This is a genomic window from Pseudomonas sp. SK3(2021), from assembly GCF_016772375.1.
GTDB classification, from domain to species: domain Bacteria; phylum Pseudomonadota; class Gammaproteobacteria; order Pseudomonadales; family Pseudomonadaceae; genus Aquipseudomonas; species Aquipseudomonas chlororaphis_I.
Map to the genome: position 1 here is coordinate 2,999,912 of NZ_CP061943.1, position 18,653 is coordinate 3,018,564.

General features: G+C 66.1%; 18 protein-coding genes. 7 read left to right on the forward strand and 11 right to left on the reverse strand.

Annotated elements, in window-relative coordinates; translation table 11 throughout:
* Positions 1-20: 20 nt before the first annotated feature.
* Entirely contained in the window at positions 21-650 is a 630-nt protein-coding gene (locus IF690_RS13585) for a LysE family translocator (protein WP_202700518.1), read from the forward strand.
* Between the two features lie 170 nt (positions 651-820).
* On the opposite strand, the gene IF690_RS13590 is transcribed toward IF690_RS13585, so the two are convergent.
* The 7 genes from IF690_RS13590 to IF690_RS13620 form a co-directional block, all read right to left on the reverse strand.
* Positions 821-1,606 carry a PA4824 family protein gene (locus IF690_RS13590; protein ID WP_202700520.1) on the reverse strand — a complete coding sequence of 262 codons (786 nt, stop codon included), beginning with the start codon at positions 1,604-1,606 and terminating at the stop codon, positions 821-823.
* A gap of 71 nt (positions 1,607-1,677) precedes the next feature.
* Entirely contained in the window at positions 1,678-2,031 is a 354-nt protein-coding gene (locus IF690_RS13595; protein ID WP_202700522.1) for a DUF2493 domain-containing protein, read from the reverse strand.
* Positions 2,019-3,728 carry a Na/Pi cotransporter family protein gene (locus IF690_RS13600; RefSeq protein WP_202700524.1) on the reverse strand — a complete coding sequence of 570 codons (1,710 nt, stop codon included), beginning with the start codon at positions 3,726-3,728 and terminating at the stop codon, positions 2,019-2,021. Before IF690_RS13600 ends, IF690_RS13595 begins: the two co-directional genes overlap by 13 nt.
* A gap of 21 nt (positions 3,729-3,749) precedes the next feature.
* The gene (locus IF690_RS13605) at positions 3,750-3,965 is read right to left on the reverse strand and encodes a hypothetical protein (RefSeq protein ID WP_202700526.1); all 216 of its coding nucleotides are present in this window, start codon (positions 3,963-3,965) and stop codon (positions 3,750-3,752) included.
* Between the two features lie 136 nt (positions 3,966-4,101).
* Positions 4,102-6,816: a magnesium-translocating P-type ATPase gene (gene mgtA / locus IF690_RS13610; RefSeq protein ID WP_202700528.1), complete on the reverse strand. Its 2,715-nt coding sequence runs from the start codon at positions 6,814-6,816 to the stop codon at positions 4,102-4,104.
* Positions 6,817-7,105: 289 nt separating this feature from the next.
* The gene (locus IF690_RS13615; protein WP_202700530.1) at positions 7,106-7,390 is read right to left on the reverse strand and encodes a hypothetical protein; all 285 of its coding nucleotides are present in this window, start codon (positions 7,388-7,390) and stop codon (positions 7,106-7,108) included.
* A gap of 563 nt (positions 7,391-7,953) precedes the next feature.
* The gene (locus tag IF690_RS13620; protein WP_202700531.1) at positions 7,954-8,460 is read right to left on the reverse strand and encodes a GNAT family N-acetyltransferase; all 507 of its coding nucleotides are present in this window, start codon (positions 8,458-8,460) and stop codon (positions 7,954-7,956) included.
* A gap of 170 nt (positions 8,461-8,630) precedes the next feature.
* On the opposite strand from IF690_RS13620, the gene IF690_RS13625 reads away from it, so the two are divergent.
* On the forward strand, positions 8,631-9,218 hold the full coding sequence (locus IF690_RS13625; RefSeq protein ID WP_202700532.1) for a LysE family translocator: 588 nt from the start codon (positions 8,631-8,633) through the stop codon (positions 9,216-9,218).
* A 111-nt stretch (positions 9,219-9,329) separates the two neighbouring features.
* Here the strand turns inward: IF690_RS13625 and IF690_RS13630 are convergent, their stop codons facing one another.
* The 3 genes from IF690_RS13630 to IF690_RS13640 form a co-directional block, all read right to left on the reverse strand.
* Positions 9,330-10,163, reverse strand: coding sequence for an AraC family transcriptional regulator (locus tag IF690_RS13630; protein ID WP_202700534.1), 834 nt, complete (start codon positions 10,161-10,163; stop codon positions 9,330-9,332).
* A gap of 39 nt (positions 10,164-10,202) precedes the next feature.
* The gene (locus IF690_RS13635; RefSeq protein WP_202700536.1) at positions 10,203-10,706 is read right to left on the reverse strand and encodes a VOC family protein; all 504 of its coding nucleotides are present in this window, start codon (positions 10,704-10,706) and stop codon (positions 10,203-10,205) included.
* Positions 10,707-10,830: 124 nt separating this feature from the next.
* A complete protein-coding gene (locus IF690_RS13640) occupies positions 10,831-11,745 on the reverse strand; it encodes a LysR family transcriptional regulator (protein ID WP_202700568.1) in 915 nt (304 codons plus the stop codon).
* Positions 11,746-11,855: 110 nt separating this feature from the next.
* Here IF690_RS13640 and IF690_RS13645 point away from each other — a divergent pair, with 110 nt between their 5' ends.
* The 5 genes from IF690_RS13645 (at position 11,856) to IF690_RS13665 (ending at position 16,798) form a co-directional block, all read left to right on the forward strand.
* Positions 11,856-12,701 carry an oxidoreductase gene (locus IF690_RS13645; RefSeq protein ID WP_202700901.1) on the forward strand — a complete coding sequence of 282 codons (846 nt, stop codon included), beginning with the start codon at positions 11,856-11,858 and terminating at the stop codon, positions 12,699-12,701.
* 191 nt (positions 12,702-12,892) lie between these two features.
* Positions 12,893-13,348 (forward strand): (2Fe-2S)-binding protein, encoded by a 456-nt coding sequence (locus IF690_RS13650; protein WP_202700903.1) that lies wholly within the window; start codon positions 12,893-12,895, stop codon positions 13,346-13,348.
* Between the two features lie 22 nt (positions 13,349-13,370).
* The gene (locus IF690_RS13655) at positions 13,371-15,518 is read left to right on the forward strand and encodes a xanthine dehydrogenase family protein molybdopterin-binding subunit (protein ID WP_202700905.1); all 2,148 of its coding nucleotides are present in this window, start codon (positions 13,371-13,373) and stop codon (positions 15,516-15,518) included.
* Between the two features lies 1 nt (position 15,519).
* Positions 15,520-16,098: a hypothetical protein gene (locus tag IF690_RS13660; protein WP_202700907.1), complete on the forward strand. Its 579-nt coding sequence runs from the start codon at positions 15,520-15,522 to the stop codon at positions 16,096-16,098.
* A gap of 91 nt (positions 16,099-16,189) precedes the next feature.
* Positions 16,190-16,798, forward strand: a complete 609-nt coding sequence (locus IF690_RS13665) for a GGDEF domain-containing protein (RefSeq protein ID WP_202700909.1) — start codon at positions 16,190-16,192, stop codon at positions 16,796-16,798.
* Between the two features lie 247 nt (positions 16,799-17,045).
* Here the strand turns inward: IF690_RS13665 and IF690_RS13670 are convergent, their stop codons facing one another.
* Positions 17,046-18,653 (reverse strand): ABC transporter ATP-binding protein, encoded by a 1,608-nt coding sequence (locus IF690_RS13670; RefSeq protein WP_202700911.1) that lies wholly within the window; start codon positions 18,651-18,653, stop codon positions 17,046-17,048.

The window sequence follows — 18,653 nt, forward strand, 5'->3', positions numbered from 1 at the left end:
TGGTTTTACGGAGGGTTCGGATGGACGCCAGCACCTTGTTTCTGTACGTCGTCACCGTCAGCGCGGTGATGATGACCCCCGGGCCGTCGATGCTGCTGGCGCTGAATAACGGTGCCGCCCACGGCCTGCGCGTCGCCGGTTGCGGCATGGCCGGCGCGGCCTTGTCCGACCTGCTGCTGATCGCTGCGGTGGGCTGCGGCCTGGGGGCGTTGCTGCAAGCTTCCGAGCAGCTGTTTTCCATGGTCAAGTGGGGCGGCGCGGCGTACCTGCTGTACCTGGCCTGGGTGCTGTGGAAGGCGCCGACAACGGCGTTGGCCGCACAGAGCGCCGGCAGTAGCGCCAGTGGGCGCGGTGCGTTTACCCGCTCGTTGCTGGTAGGGCTGTCGAACCCCAAGGGCTTGCTGTTTTTCTCCGCCTTCCTGCCGCAGTTCGTCCGTCCCGACGAGCCGGTGGCGCAGCAGTACCTGATCCTGGCGCTGGTCAGCGCGGCGATCGATTGCGTGATGATGGCGGTCTATGCCTTTGGCGGGCGGCATGCCATGCGCACCTTCTCAGCGCGGGTGATGCTGTGGATCAACCGCAGCTGCGCCGGCATGCTCGCGGTCCTGGCGGTGGGCCTGAGCCTGTATCGGCGCAGCGATATACGCTGAGCTGAGGCTCACCCGGCCTGCCGGCGCGTTGCCACGCCACTCTCCCTGTAGGAGCGAGCGGGCTCGCGATGGACGTCAACGATGATGCGTATCGCCTGGATGAGCGCGTTGTTCTTGGGGGCATCGCGAGCAGGCTCGCTCCTACAGGTTTTGCGCTGCCCGGATTGGCCTCAGAACCTCAAGGTCGCGCCGCTGGTCAGCCAGCGCTCGCGGCCTTCGTTCAACTGGCCGCCCAGCACCAGGTCGAGGTCCAGGTTGGCCCCCAGGTGCAGCCGTGGCCCGGCCTGCCAGGCCTGTTCGCCGCCGCGCTGGCCGTAACGCTCGGCGACCAGGGTCAGGCGTTCGCCCAGGTCGTATTCCAGGCCGCTGCCCCAGGTCCAGCGATGGTTCTGCTGGCCGTCGTCATAGGCGTGGGCCCAGCCGGCATTGAGGTTCAGGCGCAGGCTTTGCAGGGGGCGATAGCTCAGCGGCAGGCTGATGTCGCCGCCGTCGAACGCATGGCCGCGGTCGAGGGCGAAATGCGCGGACGTCGCCAGCGCCAGTTGCAGGCCCAGGTCTTCGCGGTTCCACAGTTGTGCCTTGAGTTGCGGGCTCAGCTGGGTTTCGCCGTGGCCGTCCTCACGGTTGCGCTCGAGGGCGGCGCCCAGTTGCAGCCTGGGCAGGCCGGCGAAGGTGCAGGCCGGGGAGAATACCGCGCCATGATTTGCGCCGTGGTGGCGCAGGCTCTGGTACCAGAGATCCAGGTTGCATTCCCCCGGGGTGTTGATCGCGCCGTCATCCACTACATAGGCGCCGCCGGCGGCGTTGGCCTTGGCCATCAGGGCCAGCAGGCCGATCAGGCTCAGGGTGAGGGTGACGAACATCAGGTTGCGTCGCAGCATGCGCCGTTTCGCCGGGGGCAGGTCGCGGGTGAGGCTGGCGAAACGATTGTGGCGCGAAGGGTTGTACTTGGACATGGCGGTTCTCGTTAAGGCATGGGAAGCGGCCGCGCTGCGCGGGCCGCTCCGTGCTCGAGTGGGAAAAAGGGTCATTGCCAGTCGCTCACCGACAGGGTCCGGATGCCCGCGGCCCTGGCCAGGGCCAGCAGCTCTTCGGTGTCGTCGCCGCCGGGCAGGGCGATGACCAGGTCGGGTCGGCTGTCGCGCAGCATGAAGGCGTTGCGCAGGCGCTCGGCGAGCTTGCCGTGCAGCTGCCAGTTGGCCGGGTAACGCACGATGTCGGCGCCGATTTCCCGGCCCCAGTCCTCTATCTCTGCGCCGAGGAACTGGCTACCGCCGTGGATCAGCACCTGCACTTCATGCAGGCGCTGAAAGGCGTCGAGTACCCGCCGGCACAGGCGGACATCGGCGTAATGGCGCCCCGCGCAGATCAGGACACGCATCGTGCGCGCTCCTGCGCCGTCGGCTGGAGGCTCAACGGGTTGTCCAGCAGCACGTCACCCGGCTCGGTGTTATCCAGGTCGCGCTCGCCGGCCCGCTCCAGCGCCGGATAGGCCAGGGCCGCGATGTGGTGGTGCACGCGCCGGTAGTCGCGCAGTACCCGCTGGAAAATGTCGCCGGACTCGGCCCAGGCCGTACGGTCTTCGCGCAGGCTGCGAAAGTGTTCGCGGCTGGCGTCGGCTTCCAGCCGCCTGACCCGTTCCTTGCGGTTCAGCAGTTGGTGGGCGTTGCCCAGGTCTTCGCGCAGGAACACCGTGATCGCCAGGCTCAGGCTGTCCACCACGGCCTGGTGCAAGGGCTCGATGCAGTCCAGCTCGAACACCGTGAACGGCTCGCCACGCCGCAGCCGGCGCGCCGCCAGCTGGGTCAGGCTGCTGGAGAGGATGTCGCCGGCGTGTTCCAGGTTGATCACGAACAGCAGGCTCTCCTGGGCGCGGTCGGCGTCCCGGTCGCTGATGCCGTCCTGGCCGATGTCCGCCAGGTAGGCGCGGATCGCCGCGCTGAGCAGGTCCAGCGACTGGTCGATGCGCCGCACTTCATCGGCACCGGCCGGGGTCGAGGCCTGGAACAGGCGCAGCACCCGCTCGAGCATCAGCGACAGCATGTCGGCCAGGCGCAGGGCCTCGCGGGCGGCGTTGGACAGGCCGATATTGGCCACCGCCAGGCCGGCCTCGTCCAGGTAGCAGGGCATGCCCGGGTCGACGTCGCGCGGCGGCTCCGGCAGCAGGCGGTTGAGCAAGGTTGCCATGGGCCCGGTCAGGCCGATGAACAGTAGGGCCAGTACCAGGTTGAACAGGCTGTGCAGGTACACCACCTGCAGGCTGGCATCGAGGGTGGCGACCGGCGCGCTCTGGGCGATCCAGGGCAGGCACGGCAGCAGTACGGCGGCACCGCTGAGGCGCACCAGCAGATTACCCAGGGGCAGGCGCCGGGCGATGCTGGAGTCGGCGCCCAGCAGCGACGGCAGGGCGCCGCCGATATTGACCCCCAGGACCAGGGCCATGGCGGTCACCGAGGACAGCAGCCCGGTGGCGGCCAGGGACGCCACCAGCAGCACCACGGCGACGCTGGAATGGCACAGCCAGGTCAACAGCGCCGCCGCCAGCAGGGCGATCAGCAGGTCGCCGTCGAGGCCACGCATCAGCGCGGCGAACACCGGCGTACCTTCCACTTCGCCCAAGGTAGCGCCGAGCATGCGCAGGGCCAGCAGCATCAGCCCCAGGCCGATCAGCGCGCAGCCGAGGCTTTCGAAACGCGAGTCGTCGCGCAGGCGGAACAGGATAAAACCCGCCAGCAGCACCAGCGGCGCAAGGATCGAGATATCGACGCTGAGCAGTTGCACCACCAGGGTCGAGCCGATGTTGGCCCCGAGCATCACCGCCAGGGCGGGGGCCAGCCCCAGGGTGCCGGTGGCGGTAAAGGAGCTGGCCATCAGGCTCACCGCGGTGCTGCTTTGCAGGACCCCGGTGATGGCGATGCCGGACAGCAGGGCCATCCAGCGGTTGTTCAGGTGCTGCCCCAACCACTGGCGCAACGGGGTGCCGAAGCCGCGCAGCAGCGCCGAGGAAATCATCTGGGTGCCCCACAGCAGCAGGGCGATGGAGCCGGCGAGGTTGATCAGCAGAGTAGTTCCCGACATGAGGACTCTCCCTTGTGTGTTTCATGGCTTGGCGGATCGCAGCAGGCGGATGCAGCGGCGATGGATGGCGCTGGCAAGGCCCAGCAGCGTGCGGATCGCCACCCTGCTCAGCAGGCTCCGGGCATACAGCCGGACGCCGACCAGGGTGATCAGCGCGGCGATACCTTGCAGGGTGCTGACCAGCAGGGCGCGCAAGGTGCGTTCGGTCAGCGACCGCAGGTCGTCAATGGCTTTCATGGTGGATGCTCCATTTGGCCGGGCCAGGCAGCGGCGTGGTGCCGGCTGGGCTGGCGCCGCGTTGCGGCTATCGCGAGCAAGCTCGCTCCTACAGGGGGCTGCTTGCTCGCGATGGCTTCCCGCTAACCGTCAGCCCTCAGAACCACTGCTTGAAGCGGCGGATATAGAGGGTCTTCATGGTCTGGGCGACGACGCAGTAGCACAGCAGGGTGCCGACCAGCCAAGGGAAGTATTCCCACGGCAGCGGTACCAGGCCGACCATCTCGCCCAGCGGCGAGAACGGCACGTAGATGCCCAGGGCCATCACCAGGCCGGTCATCAGCATCACCGGCAACGCCGCGGTGCTCTGGATGAACGGGATCTTCTGGGTGCGCAGCATGTGCACCACCAGGGTCTGCGAGAGCAGGCCCTCGATGAACCAGCCGGACTGGAACAGGGCGGCCATTTCCACGCTGTTGGCGGCGAACACGAACCACATCAGGGCGTAGGTGGTGATGTCGAAGATCGACGAGGTCGGCCCGATCCACAGCATGAAGCGCCCGATGTTCTTGGCGTCCCACTTGCGTGGCTTGCGCAGGAACTCCTTGTCCATCTTGTCCCACGGCAGCGACAGCTGGGAGATGTCGTACATCAGGTTCTGCAGCAGCAGGTGGATCGCCAGCATCGGCAGGAACGGGATGAACGCGCTGGCCACCAGCACCGAGAACACGTTGCCGAAGTTGGAGCTGGCGGTCATGTTCAGGTACTTCATGATGTTGCCGAAGGTCTCGCGGCCCTTGATCACGCCTTCTTCCAGGACCATCAGGCTCTTTTCCAGGAGGATGATGTCCGCCGATTCCTTGGCGATGTCGGTGCCGCTGTCCACCGAGATGCCGACGTCGGCGTCGCGCAGCGCCGGGGCGTCGTTGATGCCGTCGCCGAGGAAGCCCACGGTGTGGCCGTTGGCCTGCAGGGCCTTGAGCACCTGGGATTTCTGCAGCGGGGTGAGCTTGGCGAACACCGTGCGTTCTTCCACCAGGCGCGCGAGCAGCGCGTCGTCCATGCGTTCGATATCGCGCCCGAGCAGCGGCTGGCCGACTTCCAGGCCGACCTCGCGGCAGATCTTCGCGGTGACGATCGGGTTGTCGCCGGTCAGCACCTTCACCGTCACGCCGTTCTCGCGCAGCGCGGCGATGGCCGGGCCGGCGGTTTCCTTGGGCGGATCGAGGAAGGTCAGGAAGCCTTCGATGATCAGCTCGCGCTCGTCGCTGGCGCTGTACTGCTGGCGGGTCTGCCCCGGCGCCAGGTCGCGGGTGCCCACCAGCAGCACGCGGAAACCGTCGCGGTTGTACTCTTCGGCCAGTTCCAGCAGCGCCGCCCGGCGCCCGGCGTCGAGGGCCACTGTGATGCCGTCCTGGCGTACCCGGGTGGCGGTGTCGAGCATTTCCTCGACCGCGCCCTTGCACACCAGCAGGTGACGGCCGCCGGCATCGGCGAGGATCACCGAGAGGCGCCGGCGGACGAAATCGAACGGCAGTTCATCGACCTTGCGCCAGGTATCGGGCGCGCTGAACGTCGGGTTGTTTTCGGCGTAGCTCACCACCGCGCGGTCCATCAGGTTCTTCATGCCGCTCTGGTGGTAGCTGTTCAGCCAGGCCAGTTGCAGCACCTGGTCGCAGCGGCTGCCGCTGATATCGACATGGTGTTCGAGGATGATCCGGTCCTGGGTCAGGGTGCCGGTCTTGTCGGTGCACAGCACGTCCATGGCGCCGAAGTTCTGGATCGCGTTGAGGCGCTTGACCACCACTTTGCGCTTGGCCATGGCCGCGGCGCCCTTGGCCAGGTTGGCGCTGACGATCATCGGCAGCATTTCCGGGGTCAGGCCGACGGCCACCGCCAGGGCGAACATGAAGGCCTCGGCCCAGTCACCCTTGGTGAAGCCGTTGATCAGCAGCACCACCGGCACCATCACCAGCATGAAGCGGATCAGCAGCCAGCTGACGCTGTTCACCCCGCGGTCGAAGGCGGTCTGGGTGCGCGAGCCGACGATGGAGCGCGCCAGGGAACCGAAGTAGGTGCGCGACCCGGTGGCCACCACCACCGCGGTGGCGGTGCCGCTGACCACGTTGGTGCCCATGAAGCAGATGTTCGGCAGGTCGAGCAGGTCCTGCTGGTCGGCGGCGGTGCGGTGGGCGGATTTCTCCTGCACCGCGCCCAGGGTGTCGTACTTCTCCACCGGCAGCGCCTCGCCGGTCAGCACCGCCTGGCTGATGAACAGGTCACGGGATTCGATCAGGCGGATATCGGCGGGGATCATGTCGCCGGCCGACAGCTGCACGATGTCGCCGACCACCAGGTCGCGCATCGGCACTTCGCGCAGCGCGGCTTTCATGCCCATCTGCTCGCGCCGCAGCACGGTGGCGGTGGTCCGCACCATGGCCTTGAGCGCCTCGGCGGCCTTGGCCGAGCGGTATTCCTGCCAGAAACGCATCAGGCCGCTGACCAGGACCATGACCAGGACGATGATCACCCCGGTCAGGTCGGTTTCCTCGCCGGACTGCAGGGGCAGCCAGAAGTCGGTGAAGAAGCTGATGCCGGTCAGGGTCATCAGCACATAGATGAACGGGTTGTTGAAGGCTTGCAGCAATTGCACCAGGGCGTGGGGCGGCCGGTCGTGGGCCACCTCGTTGCAGCCGTCGCGCTGCAGGCGGCCTTCGGCGTCGAGTTCGGTCAGGCCGTTGGCGTTCGACTTGACGTTGTCCAGGGTCACGCCAAGGCTGTTCTGCGCTTCGCGGGCGGCGCGCATCGACAGCCGGGTGTCGTCGCGGGTGGGGTTTTGCGAGGAGGCGGTGCGGGTTTTTAGCGTAGTCATTACGTGTGCTCCTGCCGCAGGCTTGCGGCACGACACACAGGCCACTCACCTATTCAAAGACGAGCGAACGTATGTCGAGCCGCAAGTAAGCGATCGATTCAGGTCGTTGCGTTTTATTGGTTTTAACGTTCGCCGCCTATTCACTGAACATGAATAGACGACGAACCTACTACTGGCTTCGTCCATAACAATGACCACCAACTTTTAGTTTTAAACAGGCAATAGGAAGTTGCCGAATTCCTTATTAAGGAAAACGTTTTTGAAGGACTTGAAAGTGCCTTCGGTTGAACTAGAAGTGCGAGTCCCGGGACAGGCTCGGTAGCAGGCCGGCCCGTATCAGGAGGCCGGCCAGGCTCCGACTCTGAGGGTCCTGGCTGTCGTCGAAACTCCAGCGTTGCTGGAGCCGGCAGGTGACCGGGCAGACGCGCCAGTTGGCCCGCGGCCGGGTGTGCGAGGAGGGGGTGGAATACAGCGGGGCGACCCGGGAAACGCCCGCGCGCTCAGCGCAGGGCTTGACCCGCATGGTCGATGCAAAGGCGCGTACGCCGGGCATTACAGTGGATTTGAAGTTCATAACAGTTGCCTCGCGACCGGACTGGCCCCGGTGCAGGCAAGTTACGAAGGAGCGTCAAGCTCTAGCGCAGCTCACCCGACCGAAAAGTCGAGCCCCGTCATTTTCTGGGTTAAGTGCCCAGCCCTGCGCAAGCGCATCGACCAGACAGCGTCTAGATACTGTGTCCATTGGCTTCTTTAGTGAGTTGAAAAAAGGCCGGTTTGGCCGGCCCGCGCAATTTACTCAGGCCAACCTGTCAAGTCAAGATTAAATTGCCACGAATCCTATGTTCGTTCAGCTTCAAGTAAGGTCTGTATCGGAACTCAGATAACTAATCGGGAAAGTTATATAAGACAGTCCTGAATAATGGCCATGACAATGCCGGCGATAGTTATTGTGCTGCAACCGTTGAGTAATAGATCGCGCGCCAGCGGATATATCAGGCGAGGATCAGGTGCGACAGCAGGCGCGACGGAAACACGGCCAGGCAGGCGCCGCAGGCGTTCGCTGAGGGCCAGGACCTGGCCCAGGGCGGCCAGCGCCCGTGGGCAAGGTCGGCGAGGCTGTTGACGAGCGCGCCTCGATCATCGTCCGGGCGATGTCGGGGTGTGGAATTCATACAGGGTGCAGGGGTAGCCGTCCGCCGTGATCGGGCGGCGACTGTAGGTGTCGCCGGCGAGCGTGGGAATGACCCGGGCCCAGAAATCCCGGGCCGGCCGGTTGGCGTCGATGTGGAAGATCTGCCAGTGCCCGGGCAGCTGTTCCAGCAGTTGCGTCACCACCTGCCGGCCGATGCCGCGACCGCGAAAGCGTCGGACCACGAAGAAGTAGGCGAGGTTGTACCGCACCTCGGCAACGTGCACCTGGTCGTCGACTATGGCAAAGCCCGCCAGTTCGTCGTCGACCCGCAGCAGCCAGGGGCGGGTGCCGGGCTGGCGCCAGTATTCGGTCTTCGGCTGGATCTGGAACAGGCCGTGGCGACCGAGCTTGAGCGGCAGCCACTCGCTGAGTTCGTACAGGTAGAACTGCATCAGGTTCTCGATGCATTCCAGCTCGTCGCGCTGGGTCGGGTGCAGTTCGATCCGGCTCATGGGTCCAGGCTCCGGGAAGATGATGTTGCCTCGGCGAGGGGAATCGTGAAGAGGGCATCGTGCATGGGATTCGTCCGTACGCGAGGGGGGCATTTTTCTTCAATACACTGGGCGGCCTGCGCACTTACCGTGGTCACCGGACTCTCCGATTGATCCTTTGAAGGTGTGTGATGAGCGTAGTGTTTTCCATGGCGGCCTTCGCGCTAGCCTCTTCGATTACTCCCGGCCCGGTCAATATCGTGGCCCTGAGTTCCGGCGCGCAGTTCGGTTTTCGCGCCAGCCTGCGGCATGTCGGTGGCGCGACCCTGGGCTTTGTCCTGTTGCTGGTGCTGATCGGCCTGGGCCTGCACGAGCTGTTGCGGCTGTGGCCGTTCCTGACCCGCGGCATCCAGCTGTTCGGGGTGGCCTTCCTGCTGTTCATGGCCTGGAAGCTGGCGGTGGACGACGGCCGGCTGAGCGGCGATGGCCAGGCCAAGGCGCCGTCGGCCTGGTACGGCGCGATCATGCAATGGCTCAACCCCAAGGCCTGGCTGGCCTGCGTCGCCGGCATGGGCGCGTTCGCCGCCAATGGCGAGGCGCTGCTGGTGTGGCAGTTCGCGCTGGTGTACTTCGTGATCTGCTACCTGTCGATTGCCTGCTGGGCCTACGCCGGGACTTTCCTGCGCCAGTACCTGAGCAACCCGAAGGGCATGCGCCTGTTCAATCGCAGCATGGCGGCGCTGCTGGTGGCGAGCGCGGTGTATCTGTTGTTGCCTTGAGGGCGGTACCAGACGGTCTGGCCTATCGCGAGCAAGCTCGCTCCTACAAGGAGGCTGCAAGACCTTGTAGGAGCGAGCTTGCTCGGGATGAGGGTTGTCAGGGGCGACGCATCACCCGCGATATTGCCCCGGCGTCGCCGCCAGGTGCAGCTTGAACGCCCGCTGGAAATGCGCCTGGTCGGCGAAGCCGGCTTCCAGGGCCACGTCGGCGATGGGCTCGCCGTCACGCAGCCGGCCTTGGGCGAACTGCACCCGCTGGTTGACCACGAAGGCGTGGGGCGTCATGCCGTAATGCTGCTTGAAGGCGCGGATCAGGTAGGACGGCGACAGCTCGGCGGCCTGGCAGATTTCCTCCAGTTTCAGCGAGCGGGTGCAGTGTTGGCGAATGTAGTCGGCGGCCCGTTGCAGCTTCTGGTTGCTCTCGCGCACTGGTCGGCTGGCCGGGTTCAGGCGCTGTTGCAGGTCGCTGAAAAACGCCACCGCGGCGCCGTGTTTTTGCCGGACCTCGGCCTGTTCGTCCACCAGCACCTCATACAGGCGGTTGAGCCCGGCATAGAGTCCGGGGTCGTCGCTGTAGGGCGTGGAAAAGGCACGGAAGCCCAGGTCCTGGCTGAACCCCAGCTGGTGCTGCAGATCGGTCAGCCAGGGGGTGTCGACATAGAGCATGCGATACGACCAGGGCTGGTCGTCGATGGGGTTGCAGGCGTGCACTTCGCCGGGGTTCATCAGCACCACGGTGCCGGCACTGATGCGAAACCGTGCCTGCTCGTGCAGGTAGGTGCTGTGCCCGGCGGTGATGGCGCCGATGGAAAAATGCTCGTGGGCATGCCGGGTGTAACAGACTTTGCGCCCATCGGCGATCGAGCGGGCCTCGATAAAGGGCAGCGCCGCATCGCGCCAGAACTGCGGGGCGGTATCGAGGCGGTGGCTCAAGCTCGGCTTCATCAAAGGTATCCCATCGGCAAGCGTCGGCCTGCGAGTGTATTAGGTCTCGCCGGCGAAGGCTCGTTCCAGCACGGCGATATCGAGTTTTTTCATCTGCAGCAGGGCCTGCATCACCCGCTGCGACTTGGCCGTGTCGGGGTCGGTCATCCAGTGGTTGAGCGCGCAGGGCACGATCTGCCAGGACAGCCCGAACTTGTCCTTGAGCCAGCCGCACTGCTGGGCCTGGGGATCGCCGCCGTAGGACAGGGCGCTCCAGAAATGATCGATTTCCCCCTGGTTCTGGCAGTTGACCTGCAGCGAAACCGCTTCGTTGAAGTGGAACACCGGGCCGCCGTTGAGGCCGGTGAAGGTCTGGCCATCAAGCTCGAAGGACACGGTCATCACCGAGCCTTCGGGGCGACCGTGGAATTCGAAGCCGGCCTTGCCGTAGTGGGTGAGGGCGGTGATGCGCGAGTGTTCGAAGACCGAACAGTAGAACTGGGCGGCGGCTTCGGCCTGGTGGTCGAACCACAGGCAGGGGGTGATGCGATGAATGTGCGACATGACGGTGCTCCTCGGCGGATGGTCCACGCTTGAGCAAGCGTAGCCAGCCCGGGGGCGGCCGGGGCTGCCGTAGATCGACAAAGCGCAGCCGGGCGAGGAGCGGTATCGGGCCAGCGCATCCGGCTCAGGATCGCCGCCCTTGCTCGGCCACCCAGGCATTGGCCATGTCGATGAAGGCGCGCAGTTTCGGCTGGCTCTGGGTGCGGCTGGGAAAGTACAGGTACAGGCCCGAACTCAGCGGGACGAATGGTTGCAGCACAGACTCCAGGCGCCCGCTGGCCAGGTCGTCGGCCACCTCGAAGTCGCAGGCGTAGGCCAGCCCCTGTCCACTCCGCGCCATGGCGACCAGCAAGTGCCGATCGTTGACCACCAGCGCACCCTCGACGCCGACGGTGAAATCCCGCCCATTGCGCCGGAACTCCCAGCGATGGGTCGTGCCCGAGGTGAGGAAGCGAAAGCCGATGCCCTGGTGCCGGGTCAGTTCTTCCGGGGCCTGCGGCCTGCCGGCCCGGGCGAAATAGTCCGGGGAGCCCACCACCGACCATTGCAGGTCCGGGGTCAGGCGCACGGCGACCATGTCCTTTTCGATCGACTCGCCCAGGCGAATGCCGGCATCGAAGCCCTCGCTGACCAGGTCGACCGTGGCATCGTCCAGGGAAATCTCCAGCCGGACGTCGGGATAGGCCGCGCGAAAGCGCGAGACCAAGGGTTCGATCAGCCGCTTGCCGGACAGCCGGGGCGCGGTGAGGCGCAAGGTGCCCATCGGCCGGTCGCGATAGCTGCCCAGCACCGCCAGGGCATCGCCGATTTCACTGGCGGCCGGGCGCAGGCGGATGAACAGGCTGCTGCCGGCTTCCGTCAGGGCCACGCGGCGGGTGGTGCGCTGGAACAACAGCACCCCGGTACGCCGCTCCAGGGTCTTTACCGCATGGCTCACGGCGGTCGGGGTGACCCCCAGCCGGGTGGCGGCGAGGGTGAAGCTCTTGTGTTCGGCGACGGCGAGAAACTCGGTCAGGCCGTCGAAAGGGTCCTGGTTCATTGCAAGGCCATTATGAAATAGAAGTTCATAGTGCTTGTAGCACGAGGTCATTTTTCTCACCAATATTCCTGCGTACCTTGTGCTCACCCACTCCTTACAAGGTACTGACCATGACTGCTCAAACTCCTTTCAAACGTGTCTGGCTGATCACCGGGGCTTCCCGTGGCATTGGCGCGAAAATCACCGCCGCGGCCCTGGCCCACGGCGATGCGGTGGTGGCCACGGCGCGCAACGCCCAGTCGATCGGCGAGCGTTTCGGCGCGCAGCCGGGCTTGCTGGCGGCGCAATTGGATGTCACCAATGAGGCCCAGGCCCGCGACGTGGCGCAGTTGGCCGTCGAGCGTTTCGGCCGCATCGATGTGCTGGTCAACAACGCTGGGTTCGGCCTGCTTGGCGCGGTGGAGGAGGCCAGCGGCGACGAGATCCGCCGGGTCTATGAAACCAACGTGTTCGGCCTGCTGAATGTCACTCGCGGAGTGCTGCCGCATATGCGTGCCGCCCGTAGCGGCCATGTGATCAATATCTCGTCGATCGGCGGCTATCAGTCGGGGCCGGGCTACGGCGTCTACTGCTCGACCAAGTTCGCCGTCGAAGGCCTGAGCGAAGCCCTGCACGGCGAACTGGCGCCTTTGGGGGTGAAGGTCACGGTGGTCGAGCCGGGTTACTTCCGCACCGACTTCCTCGACGGCAACTCGTTGCTGGAGTCGCCGCCCTCGATCGCCGACTACACCGCCACCGTTGGCCAGGTACGCCAGCAGGCCAAGGCCTATAACCAGCAGCAGCCGGGCGACCCGGACAAACTGGCGCAGGCGCTGATCGCCCTGGTCGACGCCGAACAGCCGCCGCTGCGCCTGCCCCTGGGCACCGACACCCTGGGCGCCATCGCCGCGAAGAACGCCTACGTCGAGCAGGAAACCGCGACCTGGCGGGCGCTGTCGGCCTCCACCGATTTCTGATACTGAACTCATCGCCCGGCCGTCCCGTTCGGGGCGGCCTGGGCGTGACCGGCGGTCGCAGAGTCCGGCCTGTTCGGCAAACTGCGCTTAGCTGTATGGACAACCTCGCGGCGCGCGCCGGCCTTCGGCCACGGCGACGCCGTTCCAGGATCCCGGGAATCCTGTCCCCCCCTCGGCCTGAGGAGCGCCGCATGCTGACACTCAATATCAATGGCAACGACCAACCACTCGAGGTGCCCGCGGACATGCCGCTGCTCTGGGTGCTGCGCGACGTGGTGCACCTGACCGGCACCAAGTTCGGCTGCGGCATGGCGCAATGCGGCGCCTGCACCGTGCATGTCGACGGCGCGCCGCTGCGTTCCTGCGTGACCCCGGCCGCGGCGGTGGCCAACGGGCAGAAGATCCTCACCATCGAAGGCCTGTCGACGGACGGCTCGCACCCGGTGCAGCGCGCCTGGGCCGAGCTGGACGTGGTGCAGTGCGGTTACTGCCAGTCCGGGCAGATCATGTCGGCCGCGGCCTTGCTGGCGAAGATCCCGTCGCCCACCGACAGCGACATCGACCAGGCGCTGTCCGGCAATATCTGCCGCTGCGGCACCTACCCAAGGATCCGCGCGGCGGTCAAACGCGCCGCCGAAATCGGCTGAGTCGGCATTAAGGGGGCAAGGCATGATCACTGCGTCGCGTCGTGGATTTCTCAAAGGGGGTGCGCTGCTCGGCGGCGGCCTGGTGGTGGCGTTCGTCATCCCGGGGGCCAATCGTTTTGCCCGGGCGGCGAGCGAAGCGTTCGTGCCCAATGCGTTCTTGCGCATCGCTCCGGACGGCATGGTCACCGTGGTGCTCGGCCATTCGGAAATGGGCCAGGGCATCTGGACCGGGCTGTCGATGCTGATCGCCGAGGAGCTGGATGCCGACTGGTCGAAGATTCGTGTCGAGCATGCGCCGGCCGCCGCGGTGTATGGCTTGCCGGCATTCGGCGGGATGCAGATCACCGGCGGCTCGACCTCGACCTGGATGGAGTTCGACCGTTATCGCCAGGCCGGCGCCGCGGCCCGCCAGATGCTGATCGAAGCCGCGGCCAAGCGCCTGCAGGTGGCGCCCTCGACCCTGCACACCGAGCAGGGCTGGGTGGTGGCCGGGAAGCAGCGCCTGAGCTACGGCGACCTGGCCAACGACGCCGGGCAGTTGCCGGTGCCGGACCCGGCCTCGCTGCGCTTGAAGGACGCCAAGGACTGGCGGCTGATCGGCAAGCCGACCCAGCGCCTGGACACCCCGGAGAAAATCACCGGCCGCGCGCAATTCGGCATGGACATGTATTTCGACGGCTTGCTGACCGCCGTGGTCCTGCGTTCGCCGGTGTTCGGCGGCACGCTCAAGTCCTTCGATCCCCAGGCGGCGCTGGCGGTGCCCGGGGTGCTCAAGGTGCTCCAGGTGCCCACGGGCGTGGCGGTGGTCGCCGAGCATTACTGGGCGGCCAAGCAGGGGCGCGATGCGCTCAAGGCCGAATGGGACCTGGGGCCGAACGCCAACATGAGCAGCGAAAGCCTGATGCAGCGCTTTCGCAAACTGGCGCTGACCCCCGGGACCAAGGCCGCCGAGGCCGGCGATGCGGCCGGGACCATGGCCAAGGCGATGCAGGTGATCAAGGCTGAATACAGCGTGCCTTACCTGGCCCATGCGCCGATGGAACCGCTCAATTGCACGGTGCGCATCGGCGCCGACCAGTGCGAGATCTGGACCGGCACCCAGTTCCAGACCCTGGACCAGAGGGTCGCGGCGAAGATCACCGGGCTCAAGCCGGAACAGGTGCAGATCCACACGCAATTCTTGGGTGGCGGTTTCGGCCGCCGGGCCAACCCCACCTCGGACTTCGTCAGCGAAGCGGTGGAGGTGGCCAAGGCCGCCGCCGCCCCGGTGAAAACCGTCTGGTCGCGGGAAGACGATGTGCGCGGCGGCTATTTCCGCTCGGCGTTCCTGCACCAGGCGCAGGTCGGCCTGGATGCCAAGGGCCTGCCGCTGGCCTGGCAGCATGTGCTGGTGGGGCAGTCGATCATGGCCGGCACCTCGTTCGAGGCCAGCTTCGTCAAGAACGGTATCGACAACACTTCGGTCGAGGGCCTGGCGGACGGGCCTTACCTGAAGGGCACGCCGAACCACCGGGTCGACCTGCATTCGCCGACGACCGGCATCACCGTGTTGTGGATGCGCTCCGTGGGCCACACCCATACCGCCTTCGTCGTCGAGTCGTTGATCGACGAGATGGCCGACGCGGTGGGCAAGGACCCGGTGGAATACCGCCGCATCCTGCTCAAGGATCACCCACGGCACCTGGGCGTGCTCAACCTGGCGGTGGAGAAGGCCGGCTGGGGCAAGCCCGTGCCCAACGGCCATGCCTTGGGCGTGGCGGTGCACGAGTCCTTCGGCAGCTATGTGGCGCAGGTGGTCGAGGTGTCCCAGGAGGCCGAGCGGATTCGTGTGCACCGGGTGGTCTGCGCGGTGGATTGCGGCATCGCGGTGAACCCGCAGAGCATCGCCGCGCAGATGGAGTCGGGCATCACCTTCGGCCTGGGCATGGCCCTGCACAGCCGCATTTCCTTCAAGGACGGCCGGGTGGTGCAGTCCAACTATCACGACTTCCAGGTGTTGCGCCTGAACGAGATGCCCCAGGTCGAGGTGCACATAGTCGCCAGCACCGACAAGCCCGGCGGTATCGGCGAAGCAGGCGTGCCGCCCACGGCGCCGGCGGTGGCCAACGCGGTATTCGCCCTGACCGGCCAGCGTCTGCGCGAGCTGCCGCTGCAACTGGCGGGGGTATGAGATGAAACGCCACCTGTTCCTCGGTTCGCTGACCCTGGTCGGCCTGGGCGGTTATGCCTTGGACCTGTTCGCCGCCGATGAACCGGCGCTGGCGGCGTTCGCGACGGTGCAGAAGGTGTTCCAGAGCCCGCGCTGCCAGAACTGCCACATTCCCGGGGATGCGCCCTTGCAGTTCGACACCGGCACGCCCCACGCCATGGCCGTGGTCCGTGGCCTGGACGGCAAGGGCGCGGCGGGGATGCCGTGCGCCACCTGCCATGGCGAAAACAACCCGCCGGCCAGCTACGGCCCGCACCTGCCACCGGGGGCGCCGCACTGGAGCCTGCCGCCGGCGGCGCACAAGATGGCCTGGATCGGCCTGCCGGCCGACCGCCTGTGCCAGGTGATCAAGGACAAGGCCAGCAACGGCAACCGCGACTTTGCCGCGCTGATCAAGCATGTCAGCGAAGACAAGCTGGTGCTCTGGGGCTGGAGCCCCGGCGGCAACCGCGCGCCGGTACCGGTGCCCCACGAAGTGTTCGTCAGCCAGTTCAAGCTCTGGGCCGAGGCGGGCGGACCCTGCCCGGCGGTCGGAAGTTGACGCCAGGGGCCCCCAGGGAGGGCTGGTTGCAGGGCAGTCGCAGGCCCCGGCAGCTAAGCTTTATAGGAGTTACCCGCCAATGGAGTGTGCGATGTTGCCCCCAGACAAGCCTGTCCAGGCACCGAACCAGGTGCCGCCCCCGGAGGCGGACGACCCGTCCCGGCAACTGTTGCGCGATCAGAACCGTCGGGCCGAGCAGGAGCTGGCCGCGGTGCAGGTAGCCAACCTCGATAAACTGACCCTGCTGCCCAACCCGTACGGCTTTGCGGTGCTGGCCAGCGATGCGTTGCAGGCCTGCCAGGACCTCAACTGCCCGGCGACCTTGCTGTTGTTCGATCTCGACGATATCTACCGCATCGCCCGCGCTTACGGGGCGGAAGAAGGCGAGGCGGCGCTCAAGACCTTCGCCGACGGCCTGCGCATCGCCTTTCGCGAAAGCGACGTGGTCGGGCATCTGGAGTACCAGCGTTTCGCGGTGCTGCTGACTGGCTCGGAACGGGTGGAAAAACTGGCGATCATCGCCCGCCTGCAGGACATCCTCGACGAGCGCACCGCCACCCAGCAGTGCATTTACGACATTTGCTTCAGCATCGGCCAGATCGAGTTCGATCCGGCCCGGCCGGCCGATGTGGAAACCTTGCTGGCGGATGCCGACAAGTCCATGAGCAGGCCGGGCATCGGCCCGCAGATAAAGGACTAGCCGCTGATCCAGCCAGCCGGACGGGGAGAAGGTCCAGCCGATAAAAAACGTCCCTGGGCGAATGCCGATCAGTCAAGCGATTGGCTCCACTGTAGGAGCGAGCGTGCTCGCGAAAAACGTCAACGATAACGCGTACCGCCTGGTTTAACGCGCTGTGCTGGCGTTCTTCGCGAGCAATCGAGCGTCGACCGGCCGCTCCTACAGACAGCCTTGACTGATCGGCATTGGCCCTTGGGCGGTGCCGCTGTCACTCGGCGGCCGGCACCAGGAACGCGGCTTCGAGCAACTGCCGGGTGTAGGGATGCTGCGGCGCGGCGAAGATATCTTGCGCGTCGCCCTGTTCCACCACCTGGCCATGCTTGACCACCATCAACTGATGGCTCAGGGCCTTGACCACCGCCAGGTCGTGACTGATGAACAGGTAGGTCAGGTTGTACTTGGCCTGCAGCTTGCGCAGCAGCTCCACCACCTGGCGCTGCACGGTGCGGTCGAGGGCCGAGGTCGGCTCGTCCAGCAGGATCAGCGCCGGCTTGAGCACCAGGGCGCGGGCGATGGCGATGCGCTGGCGCTGGCCGCCGGAGAACTCGTGGGGGTAGCGGTGGCGGGTTTCCGGGTCCAGGCCGACTTCCTTGAGCGCCTCGATGATGGCCTGTTCCTGCTCGGCGGCCGTGCCGATCTTGTGGATGCGCAGGCCTTCGCCGACGATCTGGCTCACGCACATGCGCGGGCTGAGGCTGCCGAAGGGGTCCTGGAACACCACCTGCATTTCCCGGCGCAACGGCCGCACCTGCTGCTGCGACAGGCAGTCGAGCTGCTGGCCTTCGAAGCGGATGGCACCCTGGCTGGCGATCAGGCGCAGGATCGCCAGGCCCAGGGTGGACTTGCCCGAGCCGCTTTCGCCGACGATGCCCAGGGTCTGGCCCTGGGGCAGGCTGAAGTTGATGCCGTCCACCGCCTTCACATGGTCGACGGTGTGGCGCAGCAGGCCTTTCTTGATCGGGAACCAGACCTTCAAGTCCTCGACCTGCAACAGCGGCGGGCCGACCACATTGGTCGCCGGCTTGCCGCTGGGCTCGGCCGCCAGCAGTTCGCGGGTGTAGGGATGCTGTGGCGCGCGGAACAGCTCTTCGCAAGGCGCCTGCTCGACGATGCAGCCGCGCTGCATCACGCAGACGCGGTGGGCGATGCGCCGGACCAGGTTGAGATCGTGGCTGATCAGCAGCAAGGCCATTCCCAGGCGCGCCTGCAGTTCCTTGAGCAGTTCGAGGATCTTCAGTTGCACGGTGACGTCAAGGGCGGTGGTCGGCTCGTCGGCGATCAGCAGCTCAGGCTCGTTGGCTAGGGCCATGGCGATCATCACCCGTTGCCGCTGGCCGCCGGACAGCTCGTGGGGCAGGGCCTTGAGGCGCTTGTGCGGCTCGGGGATGCCCACCAGATCCAGCAGCTCCAGGGTGCGCCGGGTGGCGACCTTGCCGGTCAGGCCCTTGTGCAGGCCCAGGACCTCGTTGATTTGCTTCTCGATGCTGTGCAGCGGGTTGAGCGAGGTCATGGGCTCCTGGAAGATCATCGCGATGCGGTTACCGCGGATATGGCGGATGGTCTTCTCTTTCTGGGTCAGCAAATCCTGGCCGGCGTACTGGATAGTGCCGGACGGATGGCGGGCCAGCGGGTAGGGCAGCAGGCGCAGGATCGAGTGCGCGGTCACCGACTTGCCGGAGCCGCTTTCGCCCACCAGGGCCAGGGTTTCGCCGCGCTTGATGTCGAAGCTGATGCCCTCGACCACCCGTTGCTTGTGCTCGCCGACGACAAATTCGACGGCGAGGTCGCGGACTTCGATCAGATTGTCCTGATTCAT

What these genes read in the sequence shown, in the direction of transcription:
- IF690_RS13585 (WP_202700518.1), top strand. Translation starts at nt 21, where the DNA reads ATGGACGCCAGCACCTTGTTTCTGTACGTCGTCACCGTCAGCGCGGTG.
- IF690_RS13590 (WP_202700520.1), bottom strand. Translation starts at nt 1,606, where the DNA reads ATGTCCAAGTACAACCCTTCGCGCCACAATCGTTTCGCCAGCCTCACC.
- IF690_RS13595 (WP_202700522.1), bottom strand. Translation starts at nt 2,031, where the DNA reads ATGCGTGTCCTGATCTGCGCGGGGCGCCATTACGCCGATGTCCGCCTG.
- IF690_RS13600 (WP_202700524.1), bottom strand. Translation starts at nt 3,728, where the DNA reads ATGTCGGGAACTACTCTGCTGATCAACCTCGCCGGCTCCATCGCCCTG.
- IF690_RS13605 (WP_202700526.1), bottom strand. Translation starts at nt 3,965, where the DNA reads ATGAAAGCCATTGACGACCTGCGGTCGCTGACCGAACGCACCTTGCGC.
- mgtA (WP_202700528.1), bottom strand. Translation starts at nt 6,816, where the DNA reads ATGACTACGCTAAAAACCCGCACCGCCTCCTCGCAAAACCCCACCCGC.
- IF690_RS13615 (WP_202700530.1), bottom strand. Translation starts at nt 7,390, where the DNA reads ATGAACTTCAAATCCACTGTAATGCCCGGCGTACGCGCCTTTGCATCG.
- IF690_RS13620 (WP_202700531.1), bottom strand. Translation starts at nt 8,460, where the DNA reads ATGAGCCGGATCGAACTGCACCCGACCCAGCGCGACGAGCTGGAATGC.
- IF690_RS13625 (WP_202700532.1), top strand. Translation starts at nt 8,631, where the DNA reads ATGAGCGTAGTGTTTTCCATGGCGGCCTTCGCGCTAGCCTCTTCGATT.
- IF690_RS13630 (WP_202700534.1), bottom strand. Translation starts at nt 10,163, where the DNA reads ATGAAGCCGAGCTTGAGCCACCGCCTCGATACCGCCCCGCAGTTCTGG.
- IF690_RS13635 (WP_202700536.1), bottom strand. Translation starts at nt 10,706, where the DNA reads ATGTCGCACATTCATCGCATCACCCCCTGCCTGTGGTTCGACCACCAG.
- IF690_RS13640 (WP_202700568.1), bottom strand. Translation starts at nt 11,745, where the DNA reads ATGAACCAGGACCCTTTCGACGGCCTGACCGAGTTTCTCGCCGTCGCC.
- IF690_RS13645 (WP_202700901.1), top strand. Translation starts at nt 11,856, where the DNA reads ATGACTGCTCAAACTCCTTTCAAACGTGTCTGGCTGATCACCGGGGCT.
- IF690_RS13650 (WP_202700903.1), top strand. Translation starts at nt 12,893, where the DNA reads ATGCTGACACTCAATATCAATGGCAACGACCAACCACTCGAGGTGCCC.
- IF690_RS13655 (WP_202700905.1), top strand. Translation starts at nt 13,371, where the DNA reads ATGATCACTGCGTCGCGTCGTGGATTTCTCAAAGGGGGTGCGCTGCTC.
- IF690_RS13660 (WP_202700907.1), top strand. Translation starts at nt 15,520, where the DNA reads ATGAAACGCCACCTGTTCCTCGGTTCGCTGACCCTGGTCGGCCTGGGC.
- IF690_RS13665 (WP_202700909.1), top strand. Translation starts at nt 16,190, where the DNA reads ATGTTGCCCCCAGACAAGCCTGTCCAGGCACCGAACCAGGTGCCGCCC.
- IF690_RS13670 (WP_202700911.1), bottom strand. Translation starts at nt 18,653, where the DNA reads ATGAATCAGGACAATCTGATCGAAGTCCGCGACCTCGCCGTCGAATTT.